This is a genomic window from Mesorhizobium sp. P2_B5 (genome assembly GCF_056404775.1).
In genome coordinates, this window is record NZ_JBFUDJ010000001.1 from 89,590 (window position 1) to 107,171 (window position 17,582).

Sequence of the window (17,582 nt, forward strand, 5' to 3'; positions counted from 1 at the left end):
AGCCCGCAAACGGGCTCCGCTGTCAGGCGGCGTTTGAGCCGGTAACCTGCGACGAGATGGCGTCGGGGCCGTATTCGTCTTCGCCGGAGATTTTCAGGATCTCCTGCAGCCGTGTGCGAGCCCGACTGACCCGGCTCTTGATCGTTCCGACCGCGCAACCGCAAATCTCGGCCGCCTCCTCATAGGAAAAGCCGGAAGCGCCGATGAGGATGATGGCTTCGCGCTGGTCCTCGGGCAGTTGCTCGAGCGCGCCGCGAAAATCCTTGAGGTCGAGCTGGCCGTGCTGGGCCGGATGAACGGCGAGCCTGGCGGTCATGATGCCGTCGCTGTCCTGCACCTCGCGGCCGCGCTTGCGCATCTGCGAATAGAACTCGTTGCGCAGGATGGTGAACAGCCATGCCTTGAGGTTGGTGCCGGGCTGGAAGCTCTCATGCTTGTCCCAGGCCTTGACCAGCGTCTCCTGCACCAGATCGTCGGCCTTGTCGGCATTCTGCGTCAGCGACACGGCAAAGGCCCGCAGGCTCGGGATCGAGCCGAGCAGATCGGTCTTGAACCCTTGTGAGACAGCTGCCATGCCTCAGTCCTTCTTCTGTGCGGGTTCGGCCTGTTCCAGTTGCCTAAGCAACTGGGCGAAGCGATCCGGCACATTGTCGGAGACCAGCTCGTCATAATATTGTTTGAGTTTGCGGCCGATTTCCGAATTCGCCCCGAGCGGGTCACCGGAATTGGCCCGGCGCCTGTCAGCGGCGCCAGCCAGTGTTTCTTTATTCATGTCCTCATTTCGCCCTTAAATTCCAGCGCCTTAGCCGCCCTGTTACACAACGCAAAAGCGGCCCCCTCGTCTGGTTGCCCATCGCACCACAAACGTCGTCCTTGGAGATTCGTTCCACAACCCTCGGAACTTTTTCACAAAACCCGCGTTGTTTGCCGGGGCTTGCAATCAGCTTGACCTGGAATCTATGCAATTACGTCATCTGAGGGAGACGTCTATCATGAGCCTTTCCGCAACCATTGCTCCGCACCTGCCGTTCCTGCGCCGCTTCTCGCGCGCCGTTTCGGGATCGCAGGAGAGTGGCGATGCGCTGGTCGCCGCGATGCTCGAAGCCATCATCGCCGACGTCGACATCTTCCCCGAAGCGTCGAACGACCGCATCGCGATCTACAAGGTTTTCGCAAAATTGTTCACCTCCATTGCCATCCGCGTTCCGCAGGAGCATGCGCAATCGGCATGGGAGCAGCGCGCCGCCGCCAATCTGAACGCCATTGCGCCACGGCCCCGCCAGGCCTTCCTGCTGGTCGCCGTCGAAGGCTTTAGCGAGGACGAGGCGGCTGAAATTCTCGATGTCGACGCCAGGGAATTCTCAGAACTGCTGGCCCAGGCGAGCAACGAGATCTCCCGCCAGGTGGCGACCGACGTGTTGATCATCGAGGACGAGCCGCTGATCGCCATGGATATCGAGGAAATGGTCGAGAGCCTCGGCCACCGTGTCGTCGGCACGGCCCGCACCCATGCCGAGGCGGTGGCGATGTTCGGCAAGACAAGGCCGAAGATGGTGCTGGCCGACATCCAGCTTGCCGACGGCAGCTCGGGCATCGATGCCGTCAACGAAATCCTGTCGTCGACTTCGGTGCCGGTGATCTTCATCACCGCCTTCCCCGAGCGTCTGCTGACCGGCGAGCGGCCCGAACCCGCTTTCCTCGTCACCAAGCCGTTCAACCCAGACATGGTCAAGGCGCTGATCAGCCAGGCGCTGTTCTTCGACCGTCAGGCCAAGGCCGCCGCCTGACACAATCCCCAACGTCGCCGCATCCCGGCGTTGCCAAGCACTGGCGATCGTCCACCCGGTGATCGCCAGTTGTCGGTCGCTCCATGCCGCGCTTTGCGTGGTCGCGCTCGCGTGCCCCGAATCAATTCGCGTCCGGGCCCTTCCAAAGCCTGTCTTTTTCGGCAAATGGTGGAACAAACACCAGCCACCCACGTTTTTATCTCAGCATCGGAAGGAGACGGATCATGCTCTACTGGGCGCTCGTATTTCTTGTCGTGGCGATCATCGCCGGCGCGCTTGGTTTCGGCGGTATCGCCGGCACCTCCGCCGGCATCGCGCAAATCTTGTTCTTCATCTTTCTCGCCTTCCTCGTCATCTCGCTTCTGGCCGGCCTGTTCAGGCGGGCGTCGTAAGACCGGCAGCGAGCCAACACTGGAAGCCGCACCCCTCAAACGGTTTCCAGCTACCGCCGGGCGGTATCCTTCAACGGGACACCGTCCGGCGGACCTGTTTTGGGGGTTATTTCAGGAACTGATTTCAGCGTGAATCGTTCAGCTTGAGTGGGTGGACAGGTGACTGATGCGTTCCAGAGGCGGACAGACAGGCGAAAGCGGGCGGAATGACGAAGTCATCGCCCTGCACCCCGCTGAAAGCGGCATGCAGCTCGGCCGCGCCTTGCTCCATGCTCTGCATAATGCCGGCATTTCCGTTCTGTACCAGGACCGCGAAATGAAGACCGTGTGGGCGCGCAACATGCGTGAGCCATGGGCTTCCGATACTGCGGACAGCAACGGCATCCTGCCGCCGGCGCAGGCCGACCACATCGATACCATCAGACGCCATGTCATCGCTTCCGGCAATCCTGAGCGCCTCGAGCTCAGCGTTCCCACTGCTGAAGGCATCCGCTGGTTTCAAGTCTGGGTCGATGCCGATCGCGCCGACGGCGGCGATGTCCAAGGCGTTGTCACCACAATGGTGGAGACAACCGAGCAGAAACGCCGAGAACAAACGTTGAAGACGCTGCTGCGCGAGGTCAGTCACCGCTCCAAGAACCTGTTGGCCATCATCCAGAGCATTGCCACACAGACCAGCCGTTATTCCGAGACATCGGACGATTTCCTGGCGCGCTTTCGCGGTCGGCTGCAGTCACTGGCCTCCTCCCAGGACCTGGTGACGTCGTCGAACTGGCGGGGTGCCGCACTACGCGAACTAGTCCGTGGCCAGGTCGTGCGCTATGGCGCCGATCCCGCGCAGAGCCTGCGGTTCAATGGCGTCAATCCCTACCTCAATCCCAACGCCGCTCTTCATATCGGCCTGGCCATGCACGAGCTCGCAGTCAATTCATTCAGTTACGGCGCCTTGGCGCGGCCGGATGGCTTCGTCGAGGTAACCGCCAATCTGTCGAGCGTCACGGAGGCCGCTGATAAGCCGGCTTTGTCGCTGACCTGGGTCGAGGCCATTGTCGCCAATGACAACAGGCGCACCGAGAAACGCTTCGGCAGCGTTGCTCTCGAACGCGTTGTGCCGATATCGCTGAACGGCACGGCGACGCTGGAAATCACCGGCGACCGCCTCGAATATCGGCTTGTCGTTCCGCACGGCAATTTCGAAACCGAGTGAGCGGCCAGCTTTGCCTCAGAGCAATTCCGTCCCGAATTGCGTCAAACAGAGAGCCCGGAGCGCCGGATTCCTTAACCGGCTGTTCACCATAAAGTCCGATGCTGAGGCACCCAGAGATTGCCGGCTCTTGACCGATTCAACCGACGCCGTGGCCTGCTACCCGACTATGGGAGGAATGATCTTGACGGTTGCCGATATGAACAGGCTGGAGCAGGCCGCCCGCGTCTCGATGAGCGGCTTTCAGGATCCTGATGCTTTCGCCTCGCCTGCGCCGCACGCCTGGCATCCCTTGCTTCGTTTCGCCGCTGTCGCGCTCGTCGCCGCCATCGTTCTGATCGTGGCGTCGCAGCTGGGCTGAGCCACGTTCGCTTCGGGTTCACGCTGCTCCCAAATCTGGCTGAGCTGAAGGCTGGTCTGGCTCCTGGCCAGCCGATTATTAACGTCCCCAGCTTGTATCACAGGAACTTTGACGGCTGTGGACCGTTCTTGTGGCGAGAGGACTTGTCGCCGTGGAACACATCGCTGCTTTGCTTCTGATTGTCGGCTGTTCGAACAGCATGACCGAATGCCGCGAACTGTCGGTGCCGGTCAGCGTGTTCGAAACCGCGGAGGCATGCACCGCCGAGCGGCCTTTTGCCATGGGCGACGTGCAGGGCCAGGCCCAGCATGTCGTCGCCAAATGCCTTGCCGTCGATCCTGCCTTGGAGGACGACTACGACCAGATCGTCTGGAACGTGCGCCCGGACGGTTCACTTGACGCATCCTTGCAGATTTCCAACGTCATGGTCGCGTCGAACGTGGCGCGCCGCGAAAAAGACTATCTTGGCCAACAATAAGATCGAGCGGGCAAAGGCCGCCATTTCATGCTAAATGGCGGCTCGAGCTTACTAAAGTGAGGACGAAAGTGAGGAGAGACTCAATGCGGAAATTGATTATTGCCATGGTTGCCGTGGTCGCCGTCAGCGGCTGCAGCACGACCGAACAGGACGTGGGTGTCGGTACGTTGGTAGGCGCCGGCGTCGGCGGCTTGGTTGGCGGCGGCAAGGGTGCGCTCGTCGGCGCAGCCGTTGGTGCCGGTTCCGGTCTGCTGGTGCGCAACCTGCGCAATGGCTATTGCCAGTATCGCGACAATCGCGGCCGGCTCTACACCGCTCGCTGCTGATCCGCTTCAAAGCGTCAAACGATCGAGACGGAGACCGGTTAGCCGGTCTCCGTTTGTTTGCGTGTATCAGGCGGCGGAATCCTAATTTCCACCGTAAGCCCGTCGGCACGAAAATCCCGACTGATCGTGCCGCGCAATTCGCGCGTGACATTGAGATCGATCAGCTTGGTACCGAAGCCGGTCTTGGCCGGCGCTTCGAGTTGCTTCTGCCCGGCCTCGCGCCAGTTCAGAACCAGCATCCTGTCGGATCCGCGCCCTTGGAACGACCAGTCCACTTTAAGCGCGCCGACCGAATTGCCGGCCTCGCCATATTTCAGCGCATTCGTCGCCAGTTCGTGAAAGGTCAGGCCAAGCGCCTGCGTCGTCGTCTCGTCGAGCAGCACCTGAGGGCCTGACAATATCCCGTCCGGGAGCTCCTTGCCGAACACCTGGCCAAGCTCGATGCGCAAGAGATCGCCAAGGTCGGCCTTCTGCCAGCGCGAGCGTGTCAGCATGTCCTGGGAAGCCGCCATTGCCTGCAGGCGAGCCGAGAAGGAAGAGGAGAACTCCTTTACGTCGGTGGCGTGCGCTGCCGTCTGACGCGCGATCGCCAGCACCCGCGTGATCGAATTCTTGATCCGATGCTTCATCTCCTGCAGCATCAGATCCTTTTCGAGCAGGCTCTTTTCCGTCGTCTCATGCAACAGCGACTTGGCGTCATAGGCGCGCTCCTGATAGCGCGCCACCAGCGCGATCGCGCCCGCCAGGAGCAACCCGAACAAGCCGAGCATCACCGGAATGGCGCGCGAAGACGGCTGCGAGAAAGCGCTGGTCGGCCGAAACAGCACCGTCCACGGGCGGCCGGCGACGATGATCTTGCGCGTCACCAAGAGCCTGTCGCCAAAGCTCGCAACCGGCGGCGTTTCCGACTGGAACAGAAGATTGTCGGCATCGACCTTGCCGTCATAGACCTCGGTGTTGACCGGCAGCAGCGGCGTGCGGCTGAGCGCGGTCTGGAACAGGTCGCGGGCGCGGAAAGCGGCGTAGAGAAAGCCTGATGTCGACGACCTGGAGGCGTTAATGCCATCCGGCGCGGTTTCGACATTGAGCCTGACGAAGACCAGGAAGCCGGTAAAGGTCTGTGCCGCGCCCGCGCCCTGGCCGAGTTGAACCAGGCCGCTTGCATGCTGTGCGTCATCGGCCATCGCCTTTTCGATCGCTTCGCGCCGCACCGGTTCGGTGAACATGTCGTAGCCGATGGTCGACTCGTTGGCAGGATCGAGCGGCTCGAACAGCACGACGGGGGTGCGCCAGGACTGTGCCGTGTCCGGATAGACAGCGTGCGGCACGCCACGGTCGCGCAACATGTCGCGCTCGACCGCCGCTTCGTCGCCGGCTTTGGCCAGCCTGAGATAACCGATGCCGCGCAGGCCGGCGAAATTGCTGTCGACGTCGAGCGCGCTGAAGAAGGCCTTGAATTCGCTACGCGAAATCTCGCCATTGCGGGCGTCGAACAGCGCCTGCGTCGAGCGCAGCAGCGACAGATGCAGGTCGATGCGGCTTTCGATACGGTTGAGCGCATCGTCGGCCGTCGCCTCGAATTTGATCCGCGCCGCCTCCTGGGTGGCGAAGTAGGCGAAGCCTGCCATCGTCATGCTGATCAGCGCGACGGCAATGAAGGCGACGATGGGGAAAAACTTCTTCAAAGGATGCTGCGGCCCATGTATCTGGGACCTTTATGGCATGTCACCGCGCCAACACAATGGCGAGGCCAAACCATCGTGACAGCTGGCACATCACGTTCCAGATATTAGCCGGCTTATCGATCGCGCATCGGAGAAGATGACCGTCGGCCGATGATGGCGCTCGTCTCAGGCGGCGATCTTCAGCGCGCCCGGTCCGGGAATGGCGCCGGGTGGGCATTTGCCGAGGATGATCATGCCAAGCACCTCGTCCTGGGTGACATCGGTGGTGCGCGCGGTGCCGACGACCTGGCCGTTCTTCATCACGCAGACGCGGTCGGCGAGTTCGAACACGTCGTGGATGTCGTGGCTGATCAGGAAGATGCCGATGCCGTCTGCCTTGAGCTGCATGACCAGCTCACCGACCTGCGCCGTTTCCTGCGGACCAAGGGCGGCCGTCGGTTCGTCCATGATCAGGATGCGGGCGTTGAACAGGATGGCGCGCGCGATCGCCACCGACTGGCGCTGGCCGCCCGACAACTTGATCACCGGCTCCTTGAAGCGCTGGAAACGCGGATTGAGCCGGCCCATGACCTTGCGCGCCTCGGCTTCCATGGCGACATCGTCAAGCGTGCCCCAGCCGGTCATCAGCTCACGGCCGAGGAAGAGGTTGGCGGCGGCGTCGACATTGTCGGCCAGCGCCAGCGTCTGGTAGATCGTCTCGATGCCGTATTTCTTGGCGTCGCGCGGGTTGGAGATCGCCGCCTCCTGGCCGTTGACGAAGATCTGGCCCGCGTCGCGCTTGTAGGCGCCCGACAGGATCTTGATCAGCGTCGACTTGCCGGCGCCGTTATGGCCGAGCAGCGCCACGACCTCGCCCGGGAAAAGATCGATGGACGCATCGTCGACGGCGCGGATGCCGCCGAAGGCGATCGAGATGTTGCGCATGTCGATCAGCGCTGTGCCCGTGGGAGCAGTTTTTTCCATGATCGTTCCTCCCCTAGACCCGCTTGCGGTAGACGGTGTCGAGCCACACGGCGATGACCAGCACGGCGCCGACGACGATGCTCTGCAGCGGCGAGTCGATGCCGAGCAGCACCATGCCGGATTGCAGCGACTGCATCAGAAGCGCGCCGAGCATGGCGCCCATCACCGTTCCAGCGCCGCCGGCCAGCGACGTGCCACCGATGACGGCGGCGGCGATGACCAGCAACTCGTCCAGCGTGCCCAGTGCGTTGGTCGACGCGTTGAGGCGGGCCGACGAGATCGCCGCGCTGATCGCCGCCAGCACGCCCATGATCATGAACACTTTCATGGTCACCCAGCGCGTGTTGATGCCGGCAAGTTCTGCTGCTTCCGGATTGCCACCAATGGCGAAGACATAGCGGCCGAAACGCGTGCGCTTGGTGATGAAGGTCATGATGATGCCCGTGGCCACCGCCATCAGCACCGGTATGGCGATGCCATGCGCGATAAACAGCCCGCCTTCGGGAAGGGTGATGCCGTTCTGCAGCGCATACTGGCGCACGATGCCGATCGGCCATGGATAGGAATTGGCGATCCAGACGGCGCCGAGGATGGCCGCGCAAGCGACCACGCCAAGCAAGGCCTCAGCCCACACGGGGCGCAGTGGAAAGCTGAACCGCTTGCGCTGCGAGCGGCCATTGAGCAGCGCGAAGGCAACCGCCGCACAGGCGACGATGCCGACGATCCAGCTGGCGGTAGCGCCGATCGAGCCGCGTGGTCCGCCACCCATCAGCTGGAAGGTGGCGTCGAGCGGCGCGACCGTGCGCCCGCTGGTGATCAGCCATGCCATACCGCGCCACACCAGTAGGCCGCCCAGCGTCACGATGAAAGCCGGAACCTCCATATAGGCGATGATGAAGCCCTGGAACGCGCCGATCAGCAGACCAAGCACCACGCCGGCGGCCAGCGCGATGATCCAGAGCCAGGGATTTCCGAGCTGGAAGCCGATGACGCGAATGAGGAATTCGGCCTGCGCCACGCCCATGATCATACCGATCACGCCTTCGACGGAGCCAACCGAAAGGTCGATGTTGCGCATGACGATGACCAGCACCATGCCGGTCGCCATGATCGCGACCGAGGAGGTCTGCACCGACAGGTTCCACAGATTGCGCGGCGTCAGGAAAAGCCCGCCCGACAGGATGTGTATGCCGACCCAGATGACCAGCAGGGCGCCGACCATGCCGAGCATGCGCGTGTCGAGTTCGGTAGCCTTGAGGAACCGCCCGACGGCGCTGAGCTCGGATGCGCGCGCCCGGTCCGCAGCAGTGCTGGCGACCGGCTGATTAGAGGTCGTGTCGGTCATGCTATCCTCCCACCGGTTTGCCGTCTGGCGCGGATGCCGGAACATGGATGCTATTTGCTTTCCGTGGTCATTTGAAGCGGAAGCCCTTGGAGAAACGCCGCGGCTTTTGGGCCGCGGCGCCGAGATTTCGAACCGATAGGGTCCGGTTTTAGTTGCAGGCTGCAACGCTGCCGGCAGTGACGCCGGCGCAGACTTCGTCCTTCTTGATCCAGCCAGCGTCGATGACGACGTTGAGGTTGTCCTTGGTGATGGCAACCGGGGTCAGGAACAGCGACTTGACGGTGTTGCCGCCGGGCGTGGTGAAGTCCTTGGCGCCGGCAATGTCGCCCGTCTTCTTGCCGTCGGCCAGCTGCGAAGCGATCTCGGCGGCGTTCTTGCCGAGCTCGCGCGCGTCCTTCCACACCGACACGGTCTGCGTGCCGAGCGCGATGCGGTTCAGCGCGGCATGGTCGCCGTCCTGGCCCGAGACCGGAACGGTTCCGGCCAGGCCCTGCGCCGTCAGCGCCGCGACGACGCCGCCGGCTGTGCCGTCGTTGGCCGCAACCACCGCATCGACCTTGTTGTCGTTGGCGGTCAGGAACTGTTCCATGTTCTTCTGGGCGTTGGCGGGCAGCCAGCCATCAGTGTAAGCCTCGCCGACATTCTTGATCTTGCCCGAGTCGATGGCTTCCTTGAGCACTTCCATCGAGCCGGCGAACAGGAAATCGGCATTCGGATCGGCACCCGAGCCCTTGATGAAGACATAGTTGCCTTCGGGCTTCGCCTTGAACACTTCGCGGGCCTGCATGCGGCCGACTTCCTTGTTGTCGAAGGTCAGATAGAAGACGTCCTTGTTCTCGATCAGGCGGTCATAGCCGACGACTGGAATGCCTTCGTCCAGCGCCTTCTGCACCGCCGGGCCGATGGCCGAGGCGTCCTGCGCCAGGATGATCAGCGAGTTGGCGCCCTGCGAGATCAGGCTTTCGACGTCGGTCAACTGCTTGCCGGGATTGGACTGCGCGTCGGCGGAAATGTACTTGTCGCCGGCCGCCTCGATCGCCGCCTTCATCGCCGCTTCGTCGGTCTTCCAGCGCTCTTCCTGGAAGTTCGACCACGACACGCCGATGACCTTGTCCTTCGCCTGCGCGACCGACACCAGCGTCAGCGACATGGCGACACCCGCCAGCATGGCGGCTGCAAATCTGTTCATGATAACCCTCCCTGCGCCGCGCACGGCGCGACAAAACTGACCCGAAGGCCGGCACACAGAGGCTCTATTTTTTCGAGCCTCGAAAAAATACTGGTCCAACGGCGAGGCGCTGTCAACATCGATTCTGATGGAATCTGATGGCCTCTGTGAATTTTTTCGAGACTCGCAATAAACAATGACAGCGCCGCCTGCTTCTGCCAATATTTGGCTGGTACCACCAAATGCCTCCACTATCATGAGGCGCGAGGAGGTCCGGGAGGAAAACAAAAACGATGTCGGTTGGAATCCGCCACGATGATCTGCGCCGTCGCAACCGCGCGATGGTGATTTCGGCCGTGCGCCGGGCCGGCCAGCCGTCGCGGACCGAGATTGCGGCGACCACCGGCCTCAGCCACTCGACCATATCGGCGATCTCCTCGGATTTGATTGCCGAAGGCATCCTGGCCGAGAGCAAACCCGGCGAGACGGGTGCGCTGAAGCGCGGCCGGCCGCAGGTTGGCCTTGCGCTCAACCCCGAAGCCGCCGCGGTGATGACCGTGGTGCTGTCGCTGAACTTCCTCTCCGTCACCGTCATCGACTATGCCGGCCATGTGATCGCCGAGGAGCAGCGTCGGCTGGACACGCTGACCATGCCGCGCGACGAGCTGATCGGCGAATGCGTAGCGATTGTCCGGCGCCGGATCGAGGACCCCGACCTCGATGTCCAGAGCGTCGCCCGTATTGCCATGGGCATCCAGGGCATCACCGATTCGCAGGCCCGCGCCATGCTGTGGTCGCCGATCACGCCGCTGACCGACATTGCCTTCGCCGACATACTGGAAGCGGAGTTCGGCATTCCGGCCACCATGGAAAACGACTGCAACATGATGGCGGTGGCGCTGCAATGGCGCCAGCCTGAGCGCTACCGCGACAATTTCATCGCTATCCTGCTCTCGCATGGCATCGGCATGGGGCTGGTGCTGAAGGGCGAATTGTTCACCGGCACCCATTCGTCGGGCGGCGAGTTCGGCCACATGATCCATCGGCCCGGCGGCGCGCTGTGCCGTTGCGGGCGGCGCGGCTGCGTGGAGGCCTATGCCGGCAACTACGCCATCTGGCGCAGCGCCAAAATGATGAGCGAGGATGCCGAACCGGTCGATGTCGGCGACGCCGACATGCGGGCGCTCGCCGCACGTGCCCGCGAGACCGATGGCCCCGAGCGCGAAGCCTACCGCAAGGCCGGCGAGGCGCTCGGCTTCGGCCTCGGCAGCCTGTTCGCGCTGATCGATCCAGCACCTGTCGCCATGGTCGGAGTCAGCGCCGCCGCGTTCGATCTGATCGAACCGGCATTGCGCGAGGCGATTGCTCAGACCGCCGGCGGCCAGCACTCGAAATCGATCTCCTTCGACACCGAGCCCAACGAACTGCCGCTGATCCGCGAAGGCTGCGCCATGCGCGCGCTCGGCTTCGTCGACCAGGAGATTTTCGCACCGGGGATTCAGGCGAAAGCGGGCAAGCATGTCGCCTGAGGGGCCGGCAACAGCGCGGCGCGCCTAATCTTCCCGGATGGCGTAGCCGGCGCCGCGGATGGTGCGGATGACGTCGGGCATGCGGCCATTATTGACCGCCTTGCGCAGTCGACCGACATGCACGTCGACCGTGCGCTCGTCGATATAGATCGTCTCGCCCCAGACATTGTCGAGCAGCTGGCTGCGCGAGAACACGCGGCCGGGATGGCGCATCATGAATTCGAGCAGGCGGAACTCGGTCGGTCCGAGCCTGATTTCGCTCTTCTTGCGGTAGACGCGGTGCGATTCACGGTCGAGCACGATGTCGCCGACCTTGAGCACGCTGGACAGCACTTCCGGCTTGGCGCGGCGCAGCAACGCTTTCACGCGCGCCATGAATTCCGGTGTCGAGAACGGCTTGACCAGATAGTCGTCGGCGCCGGTGGACAGGCCACGCACGCGGTCGCTCTCCTCGCCACGCGCGGTCAGCATGATGATCGGCAGCCGTTCGGTCTCGGGCCGCATGCGCAGCCGGCGGCAGAGCTCGATGCCGGACACAGCCGGCACCATCCAGTCGAGCACCAGAAGGTCGGGCACATTTTCCTGCAACCGGATTTCGGCCTCATCGCCGCGCGTCACCACCTCGACCTGGTAGCCTTCGGATTCGAGGTTGTAGCGGAGAAGAACGCCCAGCGGCTCCTCGTCCTCCACGACCATGATGCGTGGCGCGATCATCAGCAGTTCACCCTTGTCAGGCCGAAGTGGCCATCGCCGTCTCGTCCTGCTTCGGGCGATTGGCGGGCAATTGCTGGCCGGTCAGCACATAATACGCATTTTCAGCGATGTTGGTGACATGATCGCCGATGCGCTCCAGATTCTTGGCGCAGAACAGGAGATGCGTGCAGGCGGTGATGTTGCGCGGGTCTTCCATCATGTAGGTCAAGAGTTCACGAAACACCGACGTGTATTTGACGTCGATACGTTCGTCCTCATTCCTGAGTTTCGCCAGGGCTGCGGCATCCGCGGCGGCATATTCCTCGACCACCCCTTGCACCTGGATCAGCACCAGCTGCGCCATCGCATCGATGGAATGCGAGAGGTCGCGCGGCGTGACGCTGAGGCCCACGGTGCCAACGCGCTTGGCGATGTTCTTGGCGAGATCGCCGATGCGCTCGAGGTCGCCGGCCATGCGGATCGAGCCGACCACGGCACGCAGATCGTTGGCCATCGGCTGGCGCTTGGCGATGAGCGTGATGGCACGATCGTCGAGTTCCCGCTGGCGCGCGTCCATGATGGCGTCGTCGGACACGACGCGCTGCGCCAGCGCATTGTCGGAATTGAGCAGCGCTTTTGTCGAGCCGCTGACCATCGACCCGGCCAGATCGCCCATGTCGCGGATCAGCTTGCTGATCTGGCCCAACTCTTCATCGAAGGAGGCGACGGTATGTTCACCCATGATCGTGGTCCTCGTGCCTGAAAATTCAACCGCTGGACGGCTCAGCCGAAGCGGCCGGTAATGTAGTCCTGGGTGCGCTTGTCGTCGGGATTGGTGAACATCTTGTCGGTGGCGCCCTCCTCGACCAGGTAGCCGAGGTGGAACATCGCCGTGCGCTGCGACACGCGCGCCGCCTGCTGCATCGAGTGGGTGACGATGACGATCGTGTAATTCTGGCGCAGCTCGTCGATCAGCTCCTCGACGCGTGCGGTGGCAATCGGGTCGAGCGCCGAGCAGGGTTCGTCCATCAGGATTACTTCCGGCGACACCGCAATGGCGCGCGCGATGCACAGGCGCTGCTGCTGGCCGCCGGACAGGCCGGTGCCGGGCTCCTGCAGGCGGTCCTTGACCTCGTTCCAGATCGCCGCCTTCTTCAAGCTCGACTCGACGATCTGGTCCATGTCGGACTTGCGCTTGGCCAGCCCATGGATGCGCGGGCCGTAGGCAACGTTCTCGTAGATCGACTTCGGGAACGGATTGGGCTTCTGGAACACCATGCCGACGCGCGCCCTGAGTTCGACGACGTCGATGTTCTTGTCATAGATGTCGTCCTCGTCGAGCGTGATCTTGCCGGTCACCCGCGCCGAATCGATGGTGTCGTTCATGCGGTTGAGGCAGCGCAGGAAGGTCGACTTGCCGCAGCCGGACGGGCCGATCAGCGCCGTCACCTGGTTCTGGCGGACGTCGAGATTGACGTCGAACAGCGCCTGCTTCTCGCCGTAGAACACGCCGACCTTGTCGCCGCGCATCTTGATGACTTCGTTCGACTTGGCGTTCATTTTATCGCCCACTGCGTTTTCAAGAGACTGTTCGGTCATGATGTTCATACCAAATTGCCTTTTTTCTACCAGCGCCGCTCGAACCGGCGCCGAAGCACGATCGCGGTGATGTTCATGGCCATGAGGAAGACGAGCAGGATGATGATGGCGCCGGACATGCGCTCGACAAAAGCGCGTTCGGCCTCGTTTGCCCACATGTAGATCTGCACCGGCAGGGCGGTCGCCGGATCGAAGGGTGTCTTCGGATAGTCGGCGACGAAGGCGACCATGCCGATCAGAAGCAGCGGTGCTGTCTCGCCGAGCGCACGCGCCAGGCCGATAATCGTGCCGGTCAGGATGCCGGGAGCGGCAAGCGGCAGTATGTGCTGGAACACCATCTGCATCTTCGAGGCGCCAAGCCCAAGCGCTGCCGAGCGGATCGACGGCGGCACCGCGGCAAGGGCCGCGCGCGTCGCGATGATGATGGTCGGCAGCGTCATCAATGTCAGCACCAGGCCACCGACAAAGGCGGCCGAGCGCGGCATCCCGAGGAAGTTGATGAACACGGCAAGGCCGAGCAGACCGAAGACGATCGACGGCACCGCCGCAAGATTGTTGATGTTGACTTCGATCAGGTCGGTGAAGCGGTTCTTCTTGGCGAATTCCTCGAGATAGATCGAGGCCGCGACGCCGATCGGCAGCGCCAAAAGCAGCACGATCACCATCATGTAGAACGAGCCGATGATCGCCACGCCCATGCCTGACGTCTCGGGCCGGCTGGAGGCGCCATAGGTGAACAGACCGGTGTTGAAATGCTCGGCCATCACGCCGTCGGCCTTGAGTTTGTTCATCCAGTCGATCTGCTGGTTGGACACCTTGCGGCGCGCTTCATCGACGCCGAGGTCGATCTGGCCCTTGAAGGCGGAGTCGAGATTGGCCGCGGCCAGGATGTTGACGTCGCGCGTCGTGCCGATCACCGACGGATCGGCGGCGACGATGTCGCGCAGCTGGACGCGGGCGCCTTCCGACAGGAAGCCCTTGAGCTTCATGACCATCGGCTTGTTGCTTGGGTCGATGCCAAGCTTGGCCATCAGCGCGGTGTCGGCGAGCTTGGGATAGTTCGCCTTGATCAGCACGCTCGGATCGGTGGCGCGCTTGCCGGAGGGATCGATCACCTTCTCGTCGAAGCTGATCGGCAGCGTCACCGTCGTCTGCCAGAAGGCGGTGTAGCCTTTCGAGACGATGGTGATCAGCATGATGGCCAGGAAGGCCAGGCCGACCGAGATCGCAATCACACCGTAGATGCGGAAACGGCGTTCAGCGGCGTAGCGCGCCTTCAGCCCTATGTCGCGGCGCGGACGCGCAACGGCGCCCGCCATCGTGTCCAGGGGAATGTCGGTCATTCGTACTGCTCCCGGTACTTGCGCACGATGTAGAGGGCGACGATGTTCATCACCAGTGTCAGCGCGAACAGCGTCAGGCCGAGCGCGAAGGCGACCAGCGTCTGCGGCGAGTTGAACTCGAGGTCGCCGGTCAGCTGGTTGACGATCTTGACGGTGATGGTCGTCATCGCCTCGAACGGATTGGCGGTGAGATTGGCGGCGACACCCGCCGCCAGCACGACAATCATTGTTTCGCCGATGGCGCGCGACGCGGTCAGCAGGATGGCGCCGACGATGCCGGGAAGTGCCGCCGGCAGGATCACCCGCTTGATCGTCTCCGAGCGCGTCGCGCCCAGACCAAGCGAGCCGTCACGCATGGCGCGCGGCACCGCGGTGATGATGTCGTCGGACAGCGAGGACACGACCGGGATCAGCATGACGCCCATCACCAGGCCGGCGGTGAAGATGCTCTGGCCCTGGATGAAGGGCGAACCGCCGGTGAGTGCCGCCGACAGGTCGCGCAGGGATGGCCCGAGCGTGACCACGGCGAAGATGCCGTAGACGATGGTCGGGATGCCGGCGAGCAATTCCAGCGCCGGCTTGACCACCGCACGAACCTTGGGCGAAGCATATTCGGCCATGTAGACCGCCGACATCAAGCCGACCGGCACCGCCACCAGAAGAGCGACGGCGGCGATATAAAGCGTGCCGGCGAGAAGCGGGATCAGGCCGAACTGGCCCTGGCTGCCGCCGGAGCCGGCAGCGGCGAAACGCGGATCCCACACGGTGCCGAAGAAGAAGCTCATCGGCGACACGCTTTCGAAGAAGGTGATGGTCTGGAACAGCATCGACAGCACGATGCCGACCGTGGTCAGGATGGCGATGGTCGACGCAGCAAGCAGCCCCCACAGCATCAGCCTCTCGACATTGTTGCGCGCCCTGGCGCGCGGCGCGATCTGCCGCAGCGCATAGAAGGCGCCGGCGATCGACAGCGCAAGCGTCAGCACCGCGCCAAACAGGCCGAGCCTATCCTGGACCGTGTTCGCCTCGACGGCGATCGGGATCATGTAATCCTGCGTGTCGCTGGCCAGCGCCACGCCCTTGGCGATGAGCAGCGGCTGCAATTCAGCGAACGTCGCGGGAAGCGGCGTTCCGGCATCGAGCCGGCGCAGGCCCTTGGCGAGGCTCTTCACCAGGCTGGCGTCGAGTGCTTCGCTGGCGACCTTGGAGTCGACAGTGCGCTCGGGCAGGGCGGCGTGGATGTGCCGGTCAAGATAGAAGGACGAGCCGATGTCCCAGACGGCGAGCAGCAGGACGGCAGGCAGGACGGCGAGTAGAAAGGCCCACCAGCCGTGATAGTGGGCGCGCGAATGCGGCTTGACCTTGCCGGTATCGTGCGCCGCGGCGCGCTGGCGGCCGATCACGAAGGCGACCACGCCGATGGCAATGACTATGGCGAGTACGAGCAAGGACGACATCACCCACCCCAGGGAAAATTCAGATCGCCGCCGCCGTTGCGGCATGCAGCGAAATCAGGGCGCGGATTTGGTCCGCGCCCTGATCCAGTCGTTGATTACATGCTCTTCCCGGCAGCGAACGCGTCGCGCTGCGCCTGACGTTCGGCATCCGGAGCCGAAACCAGGCCGTACTGGGCGAGCGGGCTTTCCGGGCCGATCATCTGGTCGTCAAGGAAGAACTCGACATATTCCTTGAGACCGGGAACGACGCCGAGATGCGCCTTCTTGACGTAGAAGAACAGCGGGCGAGAGACCGGATACTTGCCGGTCGCGATCGTCTCGGTCGAAGGCACGATGCCTTCCACGGTGGCGACCTTCAGCTTGTCGGCATTGTTCTCGTAGAAGGCGAGGCCGAACACGCCGACGCCGGTCTTGTTGGAGTCGATGCGGGCGAGCGTCTCGGTGTAGTCGCCGTCGATGTCGACAGCCTTGCCGTCCTTGCGGATGGCGATGCAGGTCTTGCCGATTTCCTTGTCGTCGGCAACGCCGGCGGCCTTCAGGGCGGCCTTGTCGCAGCCGGCGTCGAGAAGCTTGGTCTCGAACACTTCGCGGGTGCCGTGCTTTTCACCGGGGATGTAGGCGGCGATATCCCAGTCGGGCAGCTTCGGGTTGACCTGGTTCCACTTGGTGTTCGGATTGTCGACGAGCTTGCCGTCAACGACCAGCTTGGCGGCGAGCGCCTTGTAGATGTCGGCGGGAACCAGCGCCCAATCCGGGCCCTTGATGTCGGTGGCGAAGACGATGCCGTCATAGCCGATGCGGACTTCCTGGACTTCCTTCACGCCGGCGTCGGCGCAGGACTTCAGCTCGTCCTTCTTGATCGGACGCGAGGAGTTGGCGATGTCGATGGTGTCTTCGCCGACGCCCTTGCAGAATTCCTTGATGCCGGCGCCGCTGCCGCCGGACTCGACCACCGGGGTCTTGAAGTTGGTGAAGGTTTCGCCGAACTGCTCGGCGACGATCTTGGCGTAGGGTAGCACGGTCGACGAACCGGCGACCTGGATCTGGTCGCGCGCGGCGGCGACACCCGACGATGCGGCGAACGCTACCGCCACGGCCGATGCCGTAACGAGGAATTTCTTCATGTGGCCTGCTCCTGTTCGGAAGATGGTCTCTCGGCGCCCTCTTCAGCCGGCGCCCGCTGAGGCCAATAGCCTTCGATTATTACAGTCGCATGACAGTTTCGTGTCAGCCCGGTAACGTCGGATGGACG

At 63.1% G+C, this 17,582-nt stretch carries 19 protein-coding genes; 7 read left to right on the forward strand and 12 right to left on the reverse strand.

Annotation, left to right across the window (positions count from 1 at the left end):
• Positions 1-22: 22 nt before the first annotated feature.
• Positions 23-574: a sigma-70 family RNA polymerase sigma factor gene (locus AC1D1N_RS00435; RefSeq protein WP_023670095.1), complete on the reverse strand. Its 552-nt coding sequence runs from the start codon at positions 572-574 to the stop codon at positions 23-25.
• Between the two features lie 3 nt (positions 575-577).
• On the reverse strand, positions 578-772 hold the full coding sequence (locus AC1D1N_RS00440) for a NepR family anti-sigma factor (RefSeq protein ID WP_142866552.1): 195 nt from the start codon (positions 770-772) through the stop codon (positions 578-580).
• A gap of 220 nt (positions 773-992) precedes the next feature.
• Between AC1D1N_RS00440 and AC1D1N_RS00445 the strand changes: the two genes are divergently transcribed.
• The 6 genes from AC1D1N_RS00445 to AC1D1N_RS00470 all read left to right on the forward strand — a co-directional run bounded on the left by AC1D1N_RS00445 (position 993) and on the right by AC1D1N_RS00470 (position 4,548).
• Positions 993-1,787, forward strand: coding sequence for a response regulator (locus tag AC1D1N_RS00445; RefSeq protein ID WP_192259355.1), 795 nt, complete (start codon positions 993-995; stop codon positions 1,785-1,787).
• Positions 1,788-2,011: 224 nt separating this feature from the next.
• Positions 2,012-2,179, forward strand: a complete 168-nt coding sequence (locus AC1D1N_RS00450) for a DUF1328 domain-containing protein (protein WP_023670098.1) — start codon at positions 2,012-2,014, stop codon at positions 2,177-2,179.
• A 166-nt stretch (positions 2,180-2,345) separates the two neighbouring features.
• A complete protein-coding gene (locus AC1D1N_RS00455) occupies positions 2,346-3,386 on the forward strand; it encodes a sensor histidine kinase (protein WP_477346131.1) in 1,041 nt (346 codons plus the stop codon).
• A gap of 175 nt (positions 3,387-3,561) precedes the next feature.
• Positions 3,562-3,744: a hypothetical protein gene (locus AC1D1N_RS00460; protein ID WP_436261671.1), complete on the forward strand. Its 183-nt coding sequence runs from the start codon at positions 3,562-3,564 to the stop codon at positions 3,742-3,744.
• A 151-nt stretch (positions 3,745-3,895) separates the two neighbouring features.
• The gene (locus AC1D1N_RS00465; protein WP_436261672.1) at positions 3,896-4,222 is read left to right on the forward strand and encodes a hypothetical protein; all 327 of its coding nucleotides are present in this window, start codon (positions 3,896-3,898) and stop codon (positions 4,220-4,222) included.
• Between the two features lie 83 nt (positions 4,223-4,305).
• Complete coding sequence (locus tag AC1D1N_RS00470; protein ID WP_436261673.1) at positions 4,306-4,548, forward strand: YMGG-like glycine zipper-containing protein; 243 nt, start codon at positions 4,306-4,308, stop codon at positions 4,546-4,548.
• Positions 4,549-4,586: 38 nt separating this feature from the next.
• Here the strand turns inward: AC1D1N_RS00470 and AC1D1N_RS00475 are convergent, their stop codons facing one another.
• The 4 genes from AC1D1N_RS00475 to xylF all read right to left on the reverse strand — a co-directional run bounded on the left by AC1D1N_RS00475 (position 4,587) and on the right by xylF (position 9,730).
• Positions 4,587-6,233: a CHASE domain-containing protein gene (locus AC1D1N_RS00475; protein ID WP_477346132.1), complete on the reverse strand. Its 1,647-nt coding sequence runs from the start codon at positions 6,231-6,233 to the stop codon at positions 4,587-4,589.
• A 165-nt stretch (positions 6,234-6,398) separates the two neighbouring features.
• The gene (locus tag AC1D1N_RS00480) at positions 6,399-7,196 is read right to left on the reverse strand and encodes an ATP-binding cassette domain-containing protein (protein ID WP_477346133.1); all 798 of its coding nucleotides are present in this window, start codon (positions 7,194-7,196) and stop codon (positions 6,399-6,401) included.
• A gap of 13 nt (positions 7,197-7,209) precedes the next feature.
• A complete protein-coding gene (locus tag AC1D1N_RS00485) occupies positions 7,210-8,541 on the reverse strand; it encodes a sugar ABC transporter permease (RefSeq protein ID WP_203279579.1) in 1,332 nt (443 codons plus the stop codon).
• Between the two features lie 148 nt (positions 8,542-8,689).
• Entirely contained in the window at positions 8,690-9,730 is a 1,041-nt protein-coding gene (gene xylF, locus AC1D1N_RS00490) for a D-xylose ABC transporter substrate-binding protein (RefSeq protein WP_112559512.1), read from the reverse strand.
• 272 nt (positions 9,731-10,002) lie between these two features.
• Here xylF and AC1D1N_RS00495 point away from each other — a divergent pair, with 272 nt between their 5' ends.
• A complete protein-coding gene (locus tag AC1D1N_RS00495) occupies positions 10,003-11,238 on the forward strand; it encodes an ROK family protein (protein ID WP_477346134.1) in 1,236 nt (411 codons plus the stop codon).
• 24 nt (positions 11,239-11,262) lie between these two features.
• Here the strand turns inward: AC1D1N_RS00495 and phoB are convergent, their stop codons facing one another.
• The 6 genes from phoB to AC1D1N_RS00525 form a co-directional block, all read right to left on the reverse strand.
• Positions 11,263-11,952, reverse strand: a complete 690-nt coding sequence (gene phoB, locus AC1D1N_RS00500; RefSeq protein WP_010911896.1) for a phosphate regulon transcriptional regulator PhoB — start codon at positions 11,950-11,952, stop codon at positions 11,263-11,265.
• Between the two features lie 16 nt (positions 11,953-11,968).
• Positions 11,969-12,673, reverse strand: a complete 705-nt coding sequence (gene phoU / locus AC1D1N_RS00505) for a phosphate signaling complex protein PhoU (protein WP_192259346.1) — start codon at positions 12,671-12,673, stop codon at positions 11,969-11,971.
• A gap of 41 nt (positions 12,674-12,714) precedes the next feature.
• Positions 12,715-13,539 carry a phosphate ABC transporter ATP-binding protein PstB gene (gene pstB / locus AC1D1N_RS00510; RefSeq protein WP_112559514.1) on the reverse strand — a complete coding sequence of 275 codons (825 nt, stop codon included), beginning with the start codon at positions 13,537-13,539 and terminating at the stop codon, positions 12,715-12,717.
• Positions 13,540-13,556: 17 nt separating this feature from the next.
• The gene (gene pstA / locus AC1D1N_RS00515) at positions 13,557-14,873 is read right to left on the reverse strand and encodes a phosphate ABC transporter permease PstA (RefSeq protein WP_436261678.1); all 1,317 of its coding nucleotides are present in this window, start codon (positions 14,871-14,873) and stop codon (positions 13,557-13,559) included.
• Positions 14,870-16,330 carry a phosphate ABC transporter permease subunit PstC gene (pstC, locus tag AC1D1N_RS00520; RefSeq protein ID WP_477346135.1) on the reverse strand — a complete coding sequence of 487 codons (1,461 nt, stop codon included), beginning with the start codon at positions 16,328-16,330 and terminating at the stop codon, positions 14,870-14,872. Before pstC ends, pstA begins: the two co-directional genes overlap by 4 nt.
• 95 nt (positions 16,331-16,425) lie before the next feature.
• Entirely contained in the window at positions 16,426-17,454 is a 1,029-nt protein-coding gene (locus AC1D1N_RS00525) for a substrate-binding domain-containing protein (protein WP_477346136.1), read from the reverse strand.
• Positions 17,455-17,582: the final 128 nt, after the last annotated feature.

Coding starts and splice junctions, on each gene's coding strand:
- AC1D1N_RS00445 (WP_192259355.1), top strand. CDS start 993: ATGAGCCTTTCCGCAACCATTGCTCCGCACCTGCCGTTCCTGCGCCGC.
- pstB (WP_112559514.1), bottom strand. CDS start 13,539: ATGAACATCATGACCGAACAGTCTCTTGAAAACGCAGTGGGCGATAAA.
- AC1D1N_RS00480 (WP_477346133.1), bottom strand. CDS start 7,196: ATGGAAAAAACTGCTCCCACGGGCACAGCGCTGATCGACATGCGCAAC.
- AC1D1N_RS00440 (WP_142866552.1), bottom strand. CDS start 772: ATGAATAAAGAAACACTGGCTGGCGCCGCTGACAGGCGCCGGGCCAAT.
- AC1D1N_RS00495 (WP_477346134.1), top strand. CDS start 10,003: ATGTCGGTTGGAATCCGCCACGATGATCTGCGCCGTCGCAACCGCGCG.
- phoU (WP_192259346.1), bottom strand. CDS start 12,673: ATGGGTGAACATACCGTCGCCTCCTTCGATGAAGAGTTGGGCCAGATC.
- AC1D1N_RS00470 (WP_436261673.1), top strand. CDS start 4,306: ATGCGGAAATTGATTATTGCCATGGTTGCCGTGGTCGCCGTCAGCGGC.
- AC1D1N_RS00485 (WP_203279579.1), bottom strand. CDS start 8,541: ATGACCGACACGACCTCTAATCAGCCGGTCGCCAGCACTGCTGCGGAC.
- phoB (WP_010911896.1), bottom strand. CDS start 11,952: ATGATCGCGCCACGCATCATGGTCGTGGAGGACGAGGAGCCGCTGGGC.
- AC1D1N_RS00525 (WP_477346136.1), bottom strand. CDS start 17,454: ATGAAGAAATTCCTCGTTACGGCATCGGCCGTGGCGGTAGCGTTCGCC.
- pstA (WP_436261678.1), bottom strand. CDS start 14,873: ATGACCGACATTCCCCTGGACACGATGGCGGGCGCCGTTGCGCGTCCG.
- xylF (WP_112559512.1), bottom strand. CDS start 9,730: ATGAACAGATTTGCAGCCGCCATGCTGGCGGGTGTCGCCATGTCGCTG.
- AC1D1N_RS00455 (WP_477346131.1), top strand. CDS start 2,346: ATGCGTTCCAGAGGCGGACAGACAGGCGAAAGCGGGCGGAATGACGAA.
- pstC (WP_477346135.1), bottom strand. CDS start 16,330: ATGTCGTCCTTGCTCGTACTCGCCATAGTCATTGCCATCGGCGTGGTC.
- AC1D1N_RS00460 (WP_436261671.1), top strand. CDS start 3,562: ATGATCTTGACGGTTGCCGATATGAACAGGCTGGAGCAGGCCGCCCGC.
- AC1D1N_RS00450 (WP_023670098.1), top strand. CDS start 2,012: ATGCTCTACTGGGCGCTCGTATTTCTTGTCGTGGCGATCATCGCCGGC.
- AC1D1N_RS00435 (WP_023670095.1), bottom strand. CDS start 574: ATGGCAGCTGTCTCACAAGGGTTCAAGACCGATCTGCTCGGCTCGATC.